The organism is Methylobacterium sp. AC690 (genome assembly GCF_979256535.1).
Window position 1 is genome coordinate 194,524 of record NZ_CEEDOX010000003.1, and the last position, 18,336, is coordinate 212,859.

Annotated in this window: 11 protein-coding genes; 5 read left to right on the plus strand and 6 right to left on the minus strand. The window is 71.4% G+C overall.

All coding sequences use genetic code 11. The annotated features are described in order from the left end of the window. Positions 1 to 61: 61 nt before the first annotated feature. The 3 genes from AC0IY1_RS05015 to AC0IY1_RS05025 all read right to left on the minus strand — a co-directional run bounded on the left by AC0IY1_RS05015 (position 62) and on the right by AC0IY1_RS05025 (position 3,345). On the minus strand, positions 62 to 784 hold the full coding sequence (locus tag AC0IY1_RS05015; RefSeq protein WP_348628834.1) for an ABC transporter ATP-binding protein: 723 nt from the start codon (positions 782 to 784) through the stop codon (positions 62 to 64). Positions 785 to 915: 131 nt separating this feature from the next. Then, positions 916 to 2,058: an ABC transporter permease gene (locus AC0IY1_RS05020; protein WP_103708648.1), complete on the minus strand. Its 1,143-nt coding sequence runs from the start codon at positions 2,056 to 2,058 to the stop codon at positions 916 to 918. Positions 2,059 to 2,118: 60 nt separating this feature from the next. Then, positions 2,119 to 3,345, minus strand: coding sequence for an MFS transporter (locus AC0IY1_RS05025; RefSeq protein ID WP_471768072.1), 1,227 nt, complete (start codon positions 3,343 to 3,345; stop codon positions 2,119 to 2,121). A 148-nt stretch (positions 3,346 to 3,493) separates the two neighbouring features. Between AC0IY1_RS05025 and AC0IY1_RS05030 the strand changes: the two genes are divergently transcribed. Further along, entirely contained in the window at positions 3,494 to 4,732 is a 1,239-nt protein-coding gene (locus AC0IY1_RS05030) for a hypothetical protein (protein ID WP_471768075.1), read from the plus strand. Between the two features lie 104 nt (positions 4,733 to 4,836). Next, a complete protein-coding gene (locus AC0IY1_RS05035; protein ID WP_055955449.1) occupies positions 4,837 to 5,301 on the plus strand; it encodes a DUF1489 family protein in 465 nt (154 codons plus the stop codon). A gap of 97 nt (positions 5,302 to 5,398) precedes the next feature. Here AC0IY1_RS05035 and AC0IY1_RS05040 read toward each other — a convergent pair whose 3' ends face one another. Further along, positions 5,399 to 13,300, minus strand: coding sequence for an apolipoprotein A-IV repeat region-like domain-containing protein (locus tag AC0IY1_RS05040; RefSeq protein ID WP_471768077.1), 7,902 nt, complete (start codon positions 13,298 to 13,300; stop codon positions 5,399 to 5,401). 277 nt (positions 13,301 to 13,577) lie between these two features. On the opposite strand from AC0IY1_RS05040, the gene AC0IY1_RS05045 reads away from it, so the two are divergent. Beyond that, complete coding sequence (locus AC0IY1_RS05045; protein ID WP_471768079.1) at positions 13,578 to 13,928, plus strand: Hpt domain-containing protein; 351 nt, start codon at positions 13,578 to 13,580, stop codon at positions 13,926 to 13,928. 181 nt (positions 13,929 to 14,109) lie between these two features. Then, complete coding sequence (locus AC0IY1_RS05050) at positions 14,110 to 14,430, plus strand: 2Fe-2S iron-sulfur cluster-binding protein (protein ID WP_055954982.1); 321 nt, start codon at positions 14,110 to 14,112, stop codon at positions 14,428 to 14,430. A 77-nt stretch (positions 14,431 to 14,507) separates the two neighbouring features. On the opposite strand, the gene AC0IY1_RS05055 is transcribed toward AC0IY1_RS05050, so the two are convergent. Then, positions 14,508 to 15,683 (minus strand): vWA domain-containing protein, encoded by a 1,176-nt coding sequence (locus AC0IY1_RS05055; RefSeq protein WP_471768244.1) that lies wholly within the window; start codon positions 15,681 to 15,683, stop codon positions 14,508 to 14,510. Positions 15,684 to 15,922: 239 nt separating this feature from the next. On the opposite strand from AC0IY1_RS05055, the gene AC0IY1_RS05060 reads away from it, so the two are divergent. After that, positions 15,923 to 16,465 carry a hypothetical protein gene (locus AC0IY1_RS05060; RefSeq protein ID WP_471768082.1) on the plus strand — a complete coding sequence of 181 codons (543 nt, stop codon included), beginning with the start codon at positions 15,923 to 15,925 and terminating at the stop codon, positions 16,463 to 16,465. Between the two features lie 18 nt (positions 16,466 to 16,483). Here AC0IY1_RS05060 and AC0IY1_RS05065 read toward each other — a convergent pair whose 3' ends face one another. Further along, positions 16,484 to 18,325: a cation:proton antiporter domain-containing protein gene (locus tag AC0IY1_RS05065; RefSeq protein ID WP_471768084.1), complete on the minus strand. Its 1,842-nt coding sequence runs from the start codon at positions 18,323 to 18,325 to the stop codon at positions 16,484 to 16,486. Positions 18,326 to 18,336: the final 11 nt, after the last annotated feature.

The following is an 18,336-nucleotide window of genomic DNA, read 5'->3' on the forward strand; positions in this document are numbered from 1 at the left end:
GTAATACCTTGACGGGGTGGGGCGCGGGCGGTGCGCGGCGGCACGCTGGAGGCGGCGGGCGTCAGGCCGGCGCATGGTGCGTGCCTGGCGGGACGACCGCGCGTCCGCGCTTGCCGTGGAAGTAGGAGCGCAGCCAGGGATGGTCGCTCTCGAGCATCTCCGCGATCGTGCCCTGCGCGATGATCTGGCCGTCGCCCAGGGCCGCGATGCGGTCGCAGGCGGTGTAGAGGCTGTCGAGGTCGTGGGTGACCATGAAGACGGTCAGGCCCAGGGTCTGCTTCAGGGTCGCGACGAGCTCGTCGAACTCCCCGGCGCCGATCGGGTCGAGGCCCGAGGTCGGCTCGTCGAGGAACAGGATCTCGGGATCGAGGGCGAGGGAGCGGGCGAGGGCCGCGCGCTTGATCATGCCGCCCGACAGTTCGGAGGGCAGCTTGTCGGCGGCATCCGGCTTCAGGCCGACCATCTCGATCTTCAGGCGGGCGAACTCGTCGAGGAGGCGCTCGGACAGGTTGAGATGCTCGCGCATCGGCATCTGGATGTTCTGCTTGACGGTGAGCGCCGAGAACAGCGCGCCCTGCTGGAAGAGCACGCCCCAGCGCTGCTCGATCTGGCGGCGCCGGGTCACGGTCAGGCCGTCCACGTTCTCGCCGAACACCTCGATGGTGCCGGCCCGCTTCGGCACGAGGCCGAGGATCGTCCGGGTCAGGACCGACTTGCCCTGGCCGGAGGGGCCGACGAAGCCCAGGATCTCGCCGCGCCGGATGTCGAGGTTCAACCCCTTCATCACGATCTTGCTGCCGAAGCCGACCACCAGATCGCGCACGCGGATGATCGGCTCCGGCGCGGTCGCGGGCTCGGTCGTCTGCAGATGCGGGCTCGTCTGGAGATGCGGGGCGGACACGTTCGGGACCAGCCTCAGAAGTCGATCGCAGCGAAGAAGACGGCGAACAATCCGTCGAGGACGATCACCATGAAGATAGACTTGACGACTGAGGCCGTGACGTGGCGGCCGAGGGACTCTGCGGAGCCCTCCACGGCGAAACCTTCGATCGTCGCGATGATGCCGATGATCAGCGCCATGAACGGCGCCTTGATCAGCCCCACCGCCACGTGGTGCAGCGAGACCGCGGCCTGCAGGCGCGCCAGGAAGGCGTCGACGGTCATGCCGCCGTAGAGCGAGGCGGTGAGGCCGCCGCCGGCCAGGGCCGCCAGGGAGGCCAGGAAGGTCAGGATCGGCAGGCCGATCACCAGGGCGAGGATGCGGGGGACGATCAGGATCTCGATGGGATCGAGGCCCATCACCCGCAGGGCGTCGACCTCCTCGCGCATCCGCATCGAGCCGATCTCGGCGGTGAAGGCCGAGCCCGAGCGTCCCGCCACCATGATCGAGGTGAGCAGCACGCCGAGCTCGCGCAGGATGAGGAGCCCGATCAGGTTCACGACGAAGCTCTGGGCGCCGAAGCGCTGGAGCTGGAAGATGCCCTGCTGGGCGACGATGCCGCCCACGAGGAACGAGATCAGCACGATGATCGGCACGCCCCGGAAGGCGACCTGCTCGATCTGGTTGACCAGGGCGGTGCCCCGGAAGGTGCCGGGCCGGGCTGCGACCCGGATGCAGGCGGTGACCACCTCGCCGAAGAAGGCGAGTCCCGTGACGAGATCCGACTTCGCGCCGACGACCCGCCGCCCGAGATCGTCGAGGAAGCCGAAGACGCGTCCGCGGCGCGGCGGCGGCGGCTCGGCCTCGCGCAGCTTCACTTCGCTGAGAAGGATGCGGTGCTCGGGAGTCGCGCCCGCATAGGCCAGGCGCCCGCCGGCGGCCTCGATCTCCCCGCGGGTCCGCTCCAGCACCCAGGCGCCGAGGGTGTCCAGGCGGACGATCCGGCTGAGGTCGACCAGGAGGGCCGTGCCGGCGGCGCTGCCGGCGATGCGCGCGGCGGCGACCTCCACGGCCGCGCCCTGGTCGGCGGTCCAGCGTCCGGACAAGCCGATGCGACCGCCCTCGAGGATCGCGGCGTCGGCAGCCTCCGGAAGGGTCCTGATCTCGGCTCTAGCCAATGACGCCGCACTCCATGCCGCGATCACGTAACACCGATCACGGTTACCGGACGGTCAAGGTTAATCGGGTTGTCCCGCCCCGTGACCCACAATCGTGGTGCTGTGAAGGCTGAAAGCGCGGGCGGCCTGCGCGGCGCGTGCCACGAGGCACAAGCCGAGGCCGGCCAGCGGCGCCATCAACACGAAGGCGAGCGGTCCCCCCCCGGCCTGGTAGGCGACCCCGGTCATCAGGGTCGCGCTGGCCGAGGCGAGGGCGCCTGCCGAGCTGACGGTGCCCTGGGCCCGCCCGCGGGCGCCGTCCGGGGCAAAGCGCGAGACCGCCGCCATGGCGCCGAGCTGCGTCGCCCCGAAGGTCAGGCCGTGCAGGACCTGGAGGGCGATCACCGGCCCGAGGCGATCCCCGAAGGCAGCCATGCCGACGGCGCGCAGGAGGGCGGCCCCGCCGCCCAGGGCGAGCAGCGCGAAGGGGTTGCGCCAGCGCGGCGGCAGGCGGCCGATCAGGGCGAAGAGCAGGATCTCGGAGGCGACGCCGATGGCCCAGAGCGTGCCGATCCACGCGGTGGGAATGCCGTGCGTGCTCCAGTGGATGCTGCCGAACGCGTAGATCGCCGCGTGGCTCGACTGGATCAGGGCCGCCGCCCCGATCGAGAACCACAGGACGCCGGGCAGGGCGGGCCGGCCGGCCTCGGGATGGCGGGGTGGGACCGGGGGCGCCTCGATGCGGGACGTCGCCACGACCCCGGCGGCGATCAGCGCCAGCACGGTGAGGAGGAGGGGGACGGCGAGGCGCTCGCCCATCGCCCCGAGGGCGGCGCCGCCGGCGAAATTGGCGAGGAGGAAGCCGATGGAGCCGGCCATCCGGATCCGCGCGTAGTCGAGGCGGCGGCTTCGGCGCACGGCGCCCAGGGTCAGGTAGTCGATGCTGGGCACCAGGGGCGCGGCCGCGACGGCGTTCAGCGCGATGAGGAGCGCGAGCACGGGCCAGCCGAGGGCGGCGCCCGTGGGCATCAGCACGTAGGTTCCGGCCAGGACGAGGCTGCCGGCGAGCAGGATCCGCGGCGCGGCGATCCCCCGGTCGATCAGCCCGACCAGGGGGGCGGTGGCGACGATGCGGATCGCGATCGGCAGGGCGAGCAGGGCCCCGATCACGGTCGCGTCGAGGCCGAGGGCGTTCAGCCAGACCGGCATGAACGGCATGGCGATGCCGATCTCGACGAAGACGACGGCGTAGAGCAGCGACAGCCGAAAGGCGTTCGGCTCCGGGAGCGCAGGAGAGGGGTCAGACACGGCGACCGGATCGGGACGAGGGGGGCCTGGGAGAACGTCGCGTCAGGCGGAAGCTGCGTAAAGCCGGCGTTAAAGCGATCCTGTCAACCTGCGGCGGCTTGGACCCGGCGATGGCGTGCCGGTCCCCGCGGCCAAGGACACGTGCTTGATGTCGAGTTCCCATTCGCTGACGTCCCTCGACATCTCGGAATACGATCGCATCGAAGCGGCGATGACCGAGAGCGAGCGCGGTCGCTGGTTCCTCGACGCCTATCTCCGCCGCAATCGCACCAACGATACCGGGATCGTCCTCGACGCGATCGCCAGGCTGGAAAGCGTGGTCACCCGCGATCGCGAGAGCAGCCAGATGGGGCGCGTGCGCGGCGACCTGATGGACATGGCCCACGCCATCGCCCGGACCAAGGCCGAGATCGCGGCCATCCACGCGCCCGACCAGGACCAGAGCCGGCTCGGCGGTGCCTCCGCGGCCCTCGACGCCATCGTGCGCTCCACCGAGAACGCGACCTCCGACATCCTCAGCGCGGCCGAGCACGTGCAGGAGGCCGCCTGGACCCTGCGCGAATCCGGCTCCGACGCCGCAATCTGCGACGAGCTCGACCGGCGCGCCACCGCCATCTACACCGCCTGCTCGTTCCAGGACCTCACCGCCCAGCGCACGGCGCGCATCATCCACACCCTGCGCTACCTCGAGGAGCGCCTCGCCGCCATGATGGCGATCTGGGGCGATGCCCTCGATCCGGTCCCGGCGGGCCCGGGAGGCGCGGGTGCGCCGGAGGTCCAGCCCGACCTCTGCCAGAGCGACGTCGACCGCTACATCGACATGGACGGATCGTCCGCGGAGCCGGCGCCGTCGGCCGCCTTCGCCCGGGCGCCGCTATCGGACGACCCCTCCGCCGCGGACGACATCGTCTTCCTCGAGGCGACCGACGCCCTGGCGGACGCGGCCTCCGCCCTGATGCTGGCGCAGGTGCCCGCTGAGGTGCCCGCGGAGGCGGCCGCTGAGGTGCCCGCGGAGGCGGCCGAGCCGTCCGCCGAGGACGCGCCGTCGTCCCTCGAAACTGCCCTCGACACTGCCTTCGATGCGCCCGGAGAGGCCGAACCCGCGCGTGCGGAGGACGGGCGCGCGGAGGAAGCCGTGGATGTGACCGCGGATGACGACGCGGCGATGTTCGCCCTGGAAGAGCCCGAGGCCGAGCCCGAGGCCGAGATCGAGCCCGAGACCGAGGCAGCCCTGCCGGACGCCGAGGCGATCGATCCGGTTGCGGATGAGCCGGAGATGGTGCCGGCGGCGATTCAGGTCTCGGAGCAGGCGCAGACCGATATCGCGACGGCCTTCGCCGAGATCGATGCGCTCTCCGAGGACGAGAAGCGGGCGCTGTTCTCCTGAGCACCGGACGCTGAGCGGCGCGGGGTCGCGCCGCCCACGGAGGAGGCGCGCGGTTTCGGCGCGGCTGCTACAACGCCGCCATGCCTCCCGCCATGTCGCCCGCCATGCCTCGCGCAACACCCGCCGCCCACGCCCTGCATCTGCTGAAGCTCTGCGTCGGTCCCGCCAGCATCGGTGATCTCGAGGAGCGCATCGCCCGCAACCGCGAGGCGGCCCTGCGCGAGGGGCGCGATCCCGCCCCGGTGCACACCACCCGCATGGTGCCGACCCGCGCCGGCGACATCGTCGGCCGCGGCTCGATCTACTGGGTGATCAAGGGCACGCTGCTGTGCCGCCAGTCGATCACCGCCATCACGCCGTTCACCGATACGGACGGGATCGGCCGCTGCCGGCTGATCCTGCAACCGGAGGTGACCGCCGTCTCGCCGCGTCCGTGCCGGCCGTTCCAGGGCTGGCGCTACCTCAAGGCGGAGGATGCGCCGGCCGACCTCGACGCCCGCACGGCGGGCGGTCTCGCCGAGATGCCGGAATCCCTGCGCCGCGAACTCGCCGGCCTCGGCCTGATCTGATCTGCCCGATCCGACGTAACGCGGCGTCCAACGGGAAACCCCCGCCCTCCGGGGGGGAGGGCGGGGGTCCGTTGGTCCGGCGCGCTGCGTCCGAGGCCTAGGCCCCGTCGAAGCGGCCGCTGGCATGGGCCAGCATGGTGTAGACCTTGCCGGTCTCCGAGGTGAGGTAGGCATCCGCCCGCGAGGAGTCGCGGTCGTTCTTCGAGACGTCGCCGAGCAGGCGCTCGAACTCGCCGACGTAGCGGTCGACCGTGCGCCGGAAATCCGCATCCGCGGCGTAGCGGCGGCGGACCTCCTCGAAGGTCTGCCGGCCCTGTGCCGTGTAGATCCGGCGGTCGAACAGGTTCGGCTCGCCCCGGCGGTAGCGCTCCCACAGCTCCACCGCGGTCTGGTGGTCGATCATCTTGCCGATGTCGCTGGAGATCGTCTCGAGGGCGGTGCGCCCGCGCTCGGCCGCGGTCTTCTGGGCCTCCGCCTGCTGCTTCGTGGCCGGCGCCGGAGCGCTCGGCGCCGGATCCGCGTCCTCGTCCAGGGAGGCCCGCGTCAGCAGGTCCGAGAGCCAGCCCCGGCCCTCGCCGGCCCGGGCATCGGGACGGGCCGCCGGCGCCGTCCGGCCCGTCGCCGGGGCGGAGACGAGGTTCATCGACGTGCCGGGCCGGCCGGCCGCAGCCGCGGGCTTCGCCGTCGCGGCGGCCGGTGCGGCGGCGGACGGCTTGGCCGGGGCGGCCTTCGCCGGAGCCGCCGGAGCGGCCGCGGCGGGAGCCGGCGTCGGCGCCGGTGCCGCGGCGGCGGGGCGCTTCGGCTCCGACACCTGCGGGACCGCCGCATCCACCGCCCGTCCCGAGCTCTGGACCAAGCTGGACAGCTCGGTCAGGGCCTTGAGCTGCTCGGAGACCACCCGGCGCATCTCGCCGGTGGCATCCTGCGTCTCCCGCGGGATCTCCAGGACGCCGCGCTGGAGGTCGGCCCGGGTGGCATCGAGCTCACGCCGGATCTCGGCCGCCATCTCGCGCAGCCCGGAGACGGATTCTCCGAAGCGGCCGGAGGCGGTTTCGAGGACTCCCATCATCTGCTGCGACGCCGCCTCGATCGCCGTGCGCACGGCCTCGGCGGTGCGCCCGCTCTCGCTGTCGGCGCTGGCGCGGAGGCCCTCGAACGCCTTGGCGACGGTGGTCCCGGCGCCCGCGGCGGTGTCGGACAGGCTGGTGCCCAGGGCCCGCGCCCGCTCCTCGGCGGCGCGCAGGGTCTCGCCGATCATCGCGTCGAAGCGTGCGGTCTGCGCGTCGAGGGTGCCGGAGCGCTCCTCGATCCGCGACAGCACGTTGGCGATGGCGGCCTCGCGCTCGCCCAGCCGGTCCGCGAGGCGGCTCTCGGCGCCCTGGATCTGGCCGGCCGCGCCCTGCAGCTGCCCGGCGGCGCCTTCGAGGTGGCCGACGGCCTGGCGCAGGGTCCCCGCATGGGTGCGGCCGATCTCGTCGAGGGCACGGCCGCGCTCGTCGAGGGAGACCGCCAGTTCGGCGGCGTCCCGCAGGGCGCCCTCGGCCACGTTCCGGAGAAGGTGGACCTGCTCGGACACCCCGGCGCTGGCGCGCTCGGTCTCGCTCGCCACGGCCGCCAGGCCGTCGCGGATGTCGGCGATCCGGTGCGAGAGGCTCGCCTCGATATGGCCGAGGTTCTGCCCGGTCCCGGCCAGGAGTTCGCGCAGGGCCTCGTTGGCCCCGTCGATGCGCTGGAGGACGGTCGTGAGTTCGCCGCGCATCTGGTCGTTGGCGTCGTTCAGGGACGCGATGGCGCGGGTCGCACCGCCGTCGATGGCCGAGAGCAGCGCCTCGGCGGAGGCGCGCGACTGGGCGGCCAGGGCCTCGGTGCGCTCGCGGATGGCGGCGACCAGCGGCGCTCCGCTCTCCTCCAGGGCCCGCTCGATGGCATCGCCGCGCAGCGCCAGGGCTTCGACGAGCTGGGCCGCCGGTCCGTCCACGATCGCGCGCAGGCGCTCCGACTGATCGGTCAGCTGGGCGACCACCGCGTTCCCGCGTCCATCGAGCGTCTCCACCAGGGCACCACCCCCGGTCTCGATGGCCCGGGTGATGGTCTCGGCACTCTCCGCGAGCCGGCGGGCGAGCGCCTGGCCGCGGGCCTCGACGAGGCCGGCCAGGGCCGTCGAGCGACGGTCGAACGCCTCGGTCATGGCGCCGGTGCCGTTGTCGAGCAGGGCCGCCACGGCCTCGTTGCGCTGGTCGAGGGCTGCGGCCAGGGCCTGGCTGTGCGCCTCGGCGAGGGCCGCGTGGCGATCGACGCGTTCGTCGAAGGCCGCAAGCATCGCGGCGGTGCGTGCGTCGACCAGGGACGCGTAGGCGTCCTGACGGTCGTCGAAGGCCGTGGCCAGGGCATCGCCGCGCGAGGCCACGAGGGTGGCGAACACCTTCATCCGATTGTCGATGCGGTTCGTGAAGGCCTCCGACCGGCTGTCCACCGCCTCCGTCAGGGCCTGGCCCTGGGTGTCGATGGTGCGGGCGAACTCCGCCGCGCTGGCCTCCACGAGGCCGCCGAGGGCCGTGAGGCGCTCGTCGAACATCGCCGCCAGGGCGCTGCCGCGGTCCTCGGCCTGCTGTGCCAGGACGTTGGCGCGGTGATCCACGGTCTCGTCGAGGGTCCGGAGCTGGGCGTCGAACACCGATGCGAGGGTGCGGGTCCGCTCCTCGACGCGGTCGGCCAGGGTGCCGGCGCGGCCGTCCACGAGGCCTTCCAGGGCCCCCAGGCGCTCGTCGAAGATCGCCACGAGGGCGCGGGTGCGGTCGTCGGCCTGCGTGGCGAGGCCCGATGCGCGCTCCTCGAACAGGGACACGAGGGTCTGCGCCATGGCCTCGGCCTGCTGGCGCAGGGCGCCCGCCCGGGCATCCACCACTTGGTCGAGGGCACCGACCCGCGTGTCGATGAGCGAGACCAGCGCCTGGGCGCGGGCATCGACTTCGTCGGACAGGGTGCCGGTGCGGTGATCGACGAGGCGGTCGAGGGCGCCGAGCCGCTCGTCGAACAGGGTGGTGAGGCCCCGCGTCTGGGTGTCGACCCGGTCGGTCAGGGCCTCGGTGCGGCCGTCGACCAGGCCGTCGAGGGCGGTCAGGACCTCGTCGAACAGGCTGCGCAGGCCCTGGGCCCGGGCATCGAGCGACTGGGTCAGGTGGTTGCCGCGGCCGTCGACGATCGCGTCGAGGGCGCCGATGCGCTGGTCGAGGAGGCTGGTCAGGGCCTCGGTCCGGCTCTCGAGCGTCTCGGTCAGGTGCGCGCCGCGATGGTCGACGAGCTGGCCGAGAATGTTGATGCGATGGTCGAACAGGTTGGCCAGGGCGCGGGTGCGCTCGTCCACGGCCTGGGCCATCTCGCCGCTCCGGCGCTCCACCACCGCGTCGAGGCTGCTGAGGCGCTGGTCGAACTGCTCGACCAGGGTCTGGGCCTGGGCACCCAGGTTCTCGGCGAGGCGCTTGCCCCGGGTGTCCACGAGCTCGTCGAGGACACCGATGCGCTGGTCGAAGGTTTCCGCGAGGGCGCGGGTCCGGGCCTCAACCGAGTCCGCGAGGCTGCCGCCCCGACGGTCGACCACCTCGTCGAGCTGCTCGATGCGCTCGTCGAACAAGCTGGCCAGGGCCCGCGTGCGGGCCTCGACCGCCTCGGCGGCACTGCCGAGGCTGGCCGCAATGGTGTCCACGAACGCCCGGCCGCGCTGGTCGAGCGTGTCGTGCAGCGGCGCGATGCGGTCGCTGAAATTCGAGCCCAGCGAGCTGGCGTGGTTGTCGAGCAGCGCCCGGATCTCGCCCGTGCGGTCGTCCAGCAGCTGGTGGACCGTGCGCACGCCCTCGTCGAGGAGCGAGCTGATATCGGACGTCCGGCGGTCGAGGGTGGTGCCGAGGCGACCCTCGCCCTCGCTGAGCTGGCGATCGGCCTCGGCGACCATCTCGCGCAGGCGGGCCAGGATCGTCTCGCCGCGCTGCTCCAGCACCGCGCCGAGGGAGTTGCTGCCGAGGTCGAACAGGCGGGCGAGCTCGGTGATGCGGCCGCCGAGGGCGCCGAACACGGCGCGCCCCTTCTCGTCGAGCTCGGTGCCCATCGCGGCGGTCCGGGCATCGATCAGGCGGACGAGTTCGTCCGCGCGCTGCGAGAAGGCCTCGCGGATCGCCACGGCCTGGGTGTCCAGGGCCTCGTTGGCGCCCCCGGTGCGCTCGACGATCATGTCCACGAGCTCGCGGGTGCGGGTGGCCAGATCCTCGTCCACCGCACGGGTGCGGCTCTCGATGAGGCGGATCGCCTCGAAGGCCTGGGTCCCGAAGGATTCCTCGATGAGGCGGCTGCGCTCCTCGAGGGCGGTGCCGATCGCCTCCAGGCGACCGAGCACGCCGGCGTCGAAGCGCCCGGCGCCCTCGTCGAGGCGGCGGGACAGTTCCAGGGTCTGCTCGTCGAGGCGGCGGGCGATCTCCGCCGAGCGCTCGCCGAGGACGTCGCCGAGGCTGGCGCCGCGCTGGGCGATGTCGAGGGCCATGGTGTCGGCCCGCGAGTCGAGGGCCTGGACGAGGTCGCGACCCCCTTCGACCATGACGCGCGCCATCTCGGCGGTGCGCACGATCAGGGCTTCGTTCAGCGCGGTGGCACGGCCGCCGAGATGGCCGTCGATCTGCGCGACCAGGTTGGCGAAGGTCTCGCCGATCTCGGTCGAGCGACGGGCGGAGCGCTCCTCGAGGGCGCCGAGCTGGCTCTCGACGGCCTCCTGGGCCTCGCGGGTGCGCTCGGCGATGCTGTCGGCCACCACCTTGCCCTGCACGGTGATGACGCGGTCCATCTCTTCGAGGCGGCCGGACACGGACTCGGTGAGGGCGGCGGTGTCGCGGGAGATGCGGTCGGCAAGGATGTCGCCGCGGGCGATGGTCTCCTGGAGGGTCGCGAGCCGGTCGTTGAGGACGCGGTCGATAGCCTGGACCCGGGTCTCGGTGGTGTCGGCGAAGCTGGCGCCGGTCTGGCTGAGGGCGTCGTTCACCCGCGCGCCCTGCGCGGTGACGGCCAGCACGATGTCGCGCCCGGTATTGGCGAGCTGGGTCTGGGCGTCCTGCGCCTGGGCGGCGATGAGGTCGCCGAGGGTCCGGCCGTGGTTGTCGAAGACCGTCTCGACGTCGCGGATGCGGGCGATGAGATCGCCGCCGAGACCGTCGGCCGCGCGGGCGATCGTGCCGGCGGCGTCCTCGGCGCGCCGGGCCAGCTCGTCGTTGACGGCGTCCAGGGTGCTGCGCAGGGCTTCGATGGAAGCGCTGGCCTTGCTGCCGACCGTGTCGCCGAGGCCGTCGGCGGCGCTGCGCAGGAGCTCGGCCGCCTCGGCGGTCCGGGCCGCGAGATCCGCCGACGTGGCGGCCAGCCGGTTCTCGAAGATCTGCACCGCCTCGACGGTGCGGGCCTCCAGCTCGCCGGTGGCACTGGCCGAGGCGCGGCGCAGGGACTGCGCGGCCTCGGTGGTGCTGGCGCCGAGGGCCACGGTGGTCTCCTCCGCGCTGCGGCGGAAGGTGTCGGCGGCCTCGGCCGTCCGGCTGCCGATCTCGGATTCGAGCGTCGCGGCCGTGACGCGCAGGCTGTCCACCGCCTCCAGGGCGCGGGTCTCGAAGGTGTGGCCGAGGGCCGACAGGGCGCCCTCGAGCGTCTGCGTGGCTTCCTGGGTCCGGGACCGCACGAGTTCGCCGACGCGATCGCCGGTCGTCCCGAGGGTGGATTCGAGGTTCGCGCCCTCGACCGTGACGGTCCGGTGCAGCTGGTGCGCCACCGTCTCGATGCGCTCGGCCAGGGCCGAGCCGTGCTGGTCGAGACCGTTGGCGAGGCCTTCCACCGAGCGGAGCAGGTCGTCGCGCACGCCGCCGGCGCGGTTGCCGAAGGTCTCCACGATGGCGCTGGCGGCGAGCGCCAGGGCGGCCTGGGCCTCGCGGCCCGACGCGTCGATGCGCTCGGAGACCGATCCGCCATGGACGTCGATCGTCTCCCGCAGGCGGTTGGCCGCGGCCTCGATGCGCTCGGCCAGGGTGCCGCCGCGCTCGTCGAGGCGGGTGGTCGCGTCCTCGACCGAGCCGATCAGGGTCTCGCGGAGGGCGTCCGCACGGGCGCCGAAGCTCTCGATGATTGCGCTGGCGGCCAGGGCCAGGCCGGCCTGGGTGTCGCGGCCGCGGGCCTCGAACAGGTTCGAGACCTCCGCGCCGTGGACCGTGATGGTCTCGTGGAGGTGGGCCGCGGCGGTCTCGATGCGCTCGGCCAGGGCGCCGCCCTGGGTGTCGAGGCCGGAGGCGATGCCGTCCACCGAGCGGATGAGATCCTCGCGCACACCGTCGGCGCGGGCCGTGAAGGTCTCGATGATGCTGCCGGCGGCGGCGGCGAGACCGGTCTGGGCCTCGCGGGCCCGGGCCTCGATGAGGGCGGACACCCCGGTGCCGGCGGTCTCGATCTCGCTGCGCAGCGTATCGCCGCGGACGGAGATGTCGTGGGTGAGGGCGGCGCCGGTCTCGGCGAAGTGGGCGCGCAGGGCGTCGCCCGTCTCGGCGAAGTGGGCGCGCAGGGCGTCGCCCGTCTCGGCGAAGCGCGCGGTGATCTCGCCGCCCGTGGAGGAGAACTGGGCCGTCAGCTCGGAGCCGCGGGCCAGGAAGGCCTCTTCCAGGCCGCGCGTGGACTGTTCGAAGGTCTGGCGGACGTCGCCGCCCTGGCGGTTCAAGGCCTCGATGACCTCGGAGCCGGTCTGGGCCAGGGTGCGCGCCACCTGCCCGGCATTCTCCGCCAGGGTGGTGGTGAGGATGCCGCCGGTGCGCTCGAAGGCCCGGGTGACCTCGTCGGCCCGGGTCTCCAGGGACAGCGTGAGGGCGCTGCCGACCTCCGCCAGGCTGCCGCGAACGCCCTCGCTGGTGGAGGCGAGGCGCTGCACCAGGTCGTCGCCGCGGCCGGAAACCAGCTCGACGACGCGGTCGCCGGCCTCGCCGAGGGCGGCGGTGATCGCGTCGCCGCGGTCGCCGAGGGCCGACGTGATGGCCTCGCCGCGGGCGTCGAGGGCGCTGGTGACCCGGTCGCCGGCGCCGTTCACCGCCGAGACGATGCGCTCGGCGGCGCCGTCGAGCTCGGCCGTCAGGCTCTGATGGGTGCCCGTGATGGCACCGCGGACCCGCTCCGCATTGGCGATGATCGACTCGCGCTGGGCGACGAGCTCCTCGACGAGGGAGCGGATGCGGATCTCGTTGTCGGAATAGGCCCGCTCCAGGGTCGCGATCTCGCCGCGCACCAGGGTCTCGAGTTCGCCTGCCCGGGCCAGGGCCCGCTCGACGCCGTCGCCGACCGCCGCGACCTCGCGCCGGACGGTCTGCGACATGGTGAGCACCGCGTCGGTGGAGAAGTTCTCGGGCTCGGCCAGGCGGATCGCCACCTCGCCCACGGCGCGGGCGACGAGGCGCATCTCCTGGGCACGCACGGCGAGCATCCCCATGATGGCGAACAGCACCACGGGGCCCACGAGGGCGGTCGCCGCCACGGCGCCCTGGATCGCGCTCAGGCCCTGGAAGAAGCCGCGCAGGTCGCCGGAGGACTGCACCCAGGCCAGGGCGAGGAGGCCGGCGATCCAGAGGCCGCCGGCTGCGGCGGCGATGAGGTAGGGCGTGCGCGAGGGGCGGACGCGCAGGGTCTGCTGCAGGATGCCGATGTTCTGGCGGTCGTCGTTGGCCACCATGGAGCGGTCGGGCGGCAGGAGGCCACCCTCGCGGCGCGGGCGGTTGCGGTCCGGCGGCGGCAGGTCCGAGGCGAGGGGCTGGTCGAGATCGAGGCGCGGCGGCGCGAGGCGACCGCTGGGATCGCGGAGGGGATCGCCGTCGCCGACATCCGGAAGGCGGGGTTCCGCCCGCAAGGCCTCGTCGCCCTGAGCGAACGCATCGAGGTTGAGAGCCTGCTCGATCGCCGACAGAGCCGCCTCGGCCGGATCCTTGAGCTTCTTTTCCGTGGCCATACAACGCCTCGTTACGCGTATCCCGATCGTCGGCCGCGCCCGCCGATCAAGGTTACTTTTACCAATTTACCAAGGAACTTTAGACTTCGGCACGAGGCTCCGATACCCGAGCCCGCCGCAGCGCCCAAAAAACCTTAACGGAATGGTTACCAAGCCGAGGGCCGGTGCCGCTCCGTCGTCTTTCTGCATGATGCCTCAACGCGTAGACGGAAGCGAACGACGGCGGGGCTCAGCTGTGGATAGCCAGGATGGCCGTCGCCCCAGGCGCGAGGATGTTTTGCCAGATCCCGATTCCCGAGACCCGTCGGAGGCGGTGCTGTTCGACGCCGACCACCTCTCGCGCCAGACATTCGGCGACGCCGCACTCGCCGCGGAACTGCTCGGACTCTTCGCCGACCAGTGCCGCCGCCTCCTGCCGGGGATCGTCGATCCGGACCTGGCTCCCGCCGCGCGGGCGGACCTCGCCCACACCCTGAAGGGGTCCGCGCTCGGGATCGGCGCGGTCCGCGTCGCGCGAATCTCCGCTGCGATGGAGGACGGACTTCGTGCGGGCGGCACGGCCGCCCCGGCTGGAACGCTCACCGTTGCCGTCGCCGAAACCCTCGCGACCTTGACACGACCCCTGTGAAATACCGGGCTCGGACGTCGCGTCGCGGTTCGTCGATGGAACGGCACGGCCGCTGCGGCGTAAGGGCAGGAAACATCGCTCGGTCGGCGAGCGCGCTTGCATTCGGAGGCCTGCCCCTTCAAGGCAGGCTTTGCGCCGCACAACCGGCCGTTCTACGCGTTGTCCGAGCCCGGAGTCCCCGATGCCCAAGATCACCTACGTCGACCACGCCGGAACGGCCAGGACCGTGGAGGGCGACGTAGGATCGACCGTGATGGAAGCGGCGATCCGCAACAACGTGCCGGGGATCGATGCGGAATGCGGCGGCGCCTGCGCCTGCGCGACCTGTCACGTCTACGTCGATGCGGCTTGGGCCGAGGTCGTCGGGCCCGCCGAGGCCATGGAGCAGGACATGCTCGATTTCGCGTCCGATGTGCGTGCGACCTCGCGGCTCTGCTGCCAGATCCGCATCACGCCCGAGCTGGATGGGCTCAGCGTCACGACCCCGGCGCGTCAGGGCTGAGCGGGTCGCGCTCGGGGCCCCGGATGGCGCGAGGCGCCTGAGACCGGCCCCCCGAACGTCGAGGGCGCTGGCGGAGCCTACCGGACGAGCGCCCGCATGGCGCCATCGATGCCTTCCAGGTTGAGCGGGAACATCCGCTCCCCCATCAGCCGGCGGACCATTCCGATCGACTGGGTGTAGGCCCAGTGGTCCGCAGGAACGGGGTTCAGCCAGACCGCTTTCGGAAACCGCTCGAGGATCCGCGTCAGCCAAGCCTCGCCCGGCTCCTCGTTCCAATGCTCCACCGATCCGCCCGCCATGGCGATCTCGTAGGGGCTCATGGAGGCGTCCCCCACGAACACCACGCGATAGTCCGGCGGGTAGGTCCGCAGCACGTCGAGAAGCGGCAGCGTCGCGTCGTGCCGGCGCCGGTTCTCGCGCCAGACGCGCTCGTAGGGGCAGTTGTGGAAGTAGAAGTGCTCGAAGTGCTTGAACTCCGAGCGCGCAGCGGAGAACAGCTCCTCGGCCAGCGCCACGTGGAAGTCCATCGAGCCGCCGACGTCGAGGAACAGCAGCACCTTCACGGCGTTCCGCCGCTCCGGCCGGAGTTTGACGTCGAGATAGCCCTTCGCCGCCGTTTCCCGGATTGTGCCGTCGAGGTCGAGTTCCTCCGCCGCGCCCGTGCGAGCGAAGCGGCGCAGGCGGCGCAGAGCTACCCGCATGTTGCGGGTGCCGAGTTCGACCGAGTCGTCGAGATCGCGAAATTCGCGCTTGTCCCAGACTTTTACCGCGCGGAAGTTGCGGTTGCCGTCCTGGCCGATCCGGATGCCCTCCGGGTTGTAGCCGTAGGCCCCGAACGGCGAGGTGCCGCCGGTGCCGATCCACTTGTTGCCGCCCTGATGGCGCTCGCGCTGCTCGGCAAGGCGCTGTTTCAGGGTTTCGAAGAGCTTGTCCCAGCCGAGCGCCTGCAACTCCGCCTTCTCGGCATCGGTGAGGTACTTCTCGGCGAGCTTGCGCAGCCATTCCTCCGGGATCGCCGTCGGCGCGGAGGCCTCGCCCAGGGTCTCGATGCCTTTGAACACGGCCCCGAACACGCGGTCGAACCGGTCGAGGTTTCGCTCGTCCTTCACCAGGGCCGTGCGGGCGAGGAGGTAGAACTCCTCGATCCGCTTCCCGGCAAGATCGCGGTCGAGGGCACCCAGGAGCGTCAGGAATTCCCGCAGCGTGACGGGGATTTTGGCCTCGCGCAGGGCGGTGAAGAACTGGAGCAGCATGGCGCGACAACGCGGGAAGCCGGTGCCGGGGTCAAGGCCCGTCCAGGCCCCGACGCTCGGCAGAGTCACATACGTTAATCTGGGTATAACCCAGGATTTCTGTTGATATCGCCATGCCACCGTTATTCGGGCGGACAGGACTTGTCATCTGAATCGAACATCTTAGCCGCACGGTCTCGTGCAAGTCAGGACAAGTCGTCAGGGCGCATGGTCTTCGGGTTGAGTTAGGAGTGACCAACATGGCGCTCGCGTTGCGCTCGTTGAGCGATTTCAAGCGGTTCCTCTCGGAGCCGGGCGCGACGATTCAGGTGGTGCGCAACACCTTCATCGACCGTCAACCCGCCTCCTTCGCGGACGCCTACCGAGCCAAGGGGATGTACGAGCCGCGCACCATTCGTGCGGTCTCGAAGAAGGCGGCGATCTTCTCGATCCAGGGGCATCCCACAACGATCTGGCTGTACTGGGACAAGGGCACACGCAAATGGCGCTTCAACGACGATACGGTGACGATCCCGCTCGACACCGGCCTCGGTCCGCCGGATGAGATCGTGTACCGCTGTAGCTACGCGCCCGGCATGGATCCGGCCGCCCATTCCTCCATCCGCCGGGCCAAACCTCGAACGCCAAAGCCGCCCGATGCGCTCAAGTCAGCATCGTCGAAGCCACCATCGGGGTTGAAGGCTGGGCGAGGCGGTACGGTCCCCGTTTCCTCCAAATCAGCCGCTTCAAGCTCTCTCGCTGCGCCCGTGATGCCGGCCCGCGGCCAGGGCCGGCTACTCTGAAGCGGTCCAGTTCGTTCCTCAGGCGGTCTTGCTGACCGGTTTGGACTCGTCTCCCGGCGTCGCGTCCCGAGCTTCGACGCCTTTGCCGACGGTGCGGCGAGCACGAAAGGCCGGCCGAACTTCGGTCTCCTTCTTCTTCAGCATCGCACGATATTCGTCGCGCCGCTCGTGGATCGAGGCGATGACGAGGCCCATCGGCACTCCGACATCGACCAGGACGGCCTCCGAGAGTTGGAGCGACGCCTCGATGGTTTCGGGAACCGCATCATCGACGCCCATCTCGTAGAGCGCAGTGGCGTGGCGGGCATCGCGCGCCCGCGCCACGATGGTGATGTCGCGCCGCTCGGCCCGGGCCGCTTCCACCACCGCCTCAACCGCCCTGGGATTGTCCAGGGTGACGACCAAGGCCCGGGCGTTGGCAATATCGCAGCGGCGCAGCAACTCGGGATTGGCCGAGTCTCCGAAATAGACAGGATTTCCGAGCCGGCGATGTTCCGTGACCCGGGCTGCATCCGCGTCGAGCGCGAGATACGGGATCTTGTGGCGAACCAGCATCTCGCCCACGAGTCGTCCGACGCGGCCGTACCCTGCGATGATCACCCGGTTCTGCTGACGATCCGGCACCGGCTCCGCCCGCGCGCGGCCGAGTTGGGCGCTGGAGAACCGCTTACCGAGGCGTCGTGCCAGCACGGCGAGGGCCGGAATTGCGATCATGGTGACGGTGGTGACGATCAGGGCGGCCTGCCCGACCTCCTCGGGGACGAGGCCGCCTGCCAGGGCGCCGCCGATCAGCACGAAGGCGAATTCACCGCCGGGGCCCAGCAAAAGCGCCGCCTCGATGGCCACTGATCGCGAGAGCTTCAAGAAGCGCGCGGCGATGACGATGACGGTGCTCTTGATGAGGATCAGGGTCAGGGCAAGGCCCAACACTGCGCCCGGTGCCGACATGAGGTGGGCCGGATCGAGGTTCATGCCCACGGAGACGAAGAACACGCCGAGCAGCAGGCCCTTGAACGGGTCGATCGTCGCCTCGATGGCACGGCGATACTCGGTCTCCGCCAGCAGCAGCCCGGCGACGAAAGCGCCGAGCGTCATCGAGAGGCCGGCGGCGGCAGCCGTCACAGCGGTGCCGATGATGACCAGGAGGCAGGCCGCCATGAACAGCTCGGGCGAGCGCGTCCGGGCTACCAGTTGGAACAGCGGGCGCAATGCGACGCGTCCGACTACCACGATCACCACGATTGCGACCGCCGCCTGACCGAGGGCCAGGGCCAGGGCGCCCCCCACATCGGAGCCGTCGTTCCGGCCGAGCACCGCGATGGCGAAGAGGACCGGGGCTACGGCAAGGTCCTGGAACAGCAAGACCGCGAAGCTGGCGCGCCCCGCCGGGGTATTCAACCGTTTCTGATCCGCCAGGACCGGCAGCACGATCGCGGTCGAAGAGAGGGCGAGGGCCAGTCCGACGATGATCGCGGCGGCGAGTGGCACCGAGAGAGACAGAAGGATCAGGCCGATAACGATCGAGGAGGCGAGGACCTGGATCGAGCCGAGTCCGAAGACGAGGCGACGGAGCGTTCGCAGACGCTCCCATGAGAGCTCGACGCCGATCATGAACATGAGGAAGATGACGCCGAACTCGGCGAGGTGCGCGATCTCCGCGCGATTGGCGATGGTGAAGGTTGAAACCCAATGGTGCGTCTCGGCGAAGCGCCCGAGACCGAAGGGACCGAGCAGTGCACCCGCGCCGATGAAGCCCAACACCGGGCTGATACGCAGCCGATGGAACAGCGGCACCACCACGCCTGCGGTGACGAGGAATAGGATCACTTCCTTGTAGGATCCGGCGTGCACGTCCGTCATCGGTCGGGGAT

Coding starts and splice junctions, on each gene's coding strand:
- AC0IY1_RS05015 (WP_348628834.1), bottom strand. CDS start 784: ATGAAGGGGTTGAACCTCGACATCCGGCGCGGCGAGATCCTGGGCTTC.
- AC0IY1_RS05030 (WP_471768075.1), top strand. CDS start 3,494: ATGTCGAGTTCCCATTCGCTGACGTCCCTCGACATCTCGGAATACGAT.
- AC0IY1_RS05035 (WP_055955449.1), top strand. CDS start 4,837: ATGCCTCGCGCAACACCCGCCGCCCACGCCCTGCATCTGCTGAAGCTC.
- AC0IY1_RS05040 (WP_471768077.1), bottom strand. CDS start 13,300: ATGGCCACGGAAAAGAAGCTCAAGGATCCGGCCGAGGCGGCTCTGTCG.
- AC0IY1_RS05050 (WP_055954982.1), top strand. CDS start 14,110: ATGCCCAAGATCACCTACGTCGACCACGCCGGAACGGCCAGGACCGTG.
- AC0IY1_RS05055 (WP_471768244.1), bottom strand. CDS start 15,683: ATGCTGCTCCAGTTCTTCACCGCCCTGCGCGAGGCCAAAATCCCCGTC.
- AC0IY1_RS05060 (WP_471768082.1), top strand. CDS start 15,923: ATGGCGCTCGCGTTGCGCTCGTTGAGCGATTTCAAGCGGTTCCTCTCG.
- AC0IY1_RS05065 (WP_471768084.1), bottom strand. CDS start 18,325: ATGACGGACGTGCACGCCGGATCCTACAAGGAAGTGATCCTATTCCTC.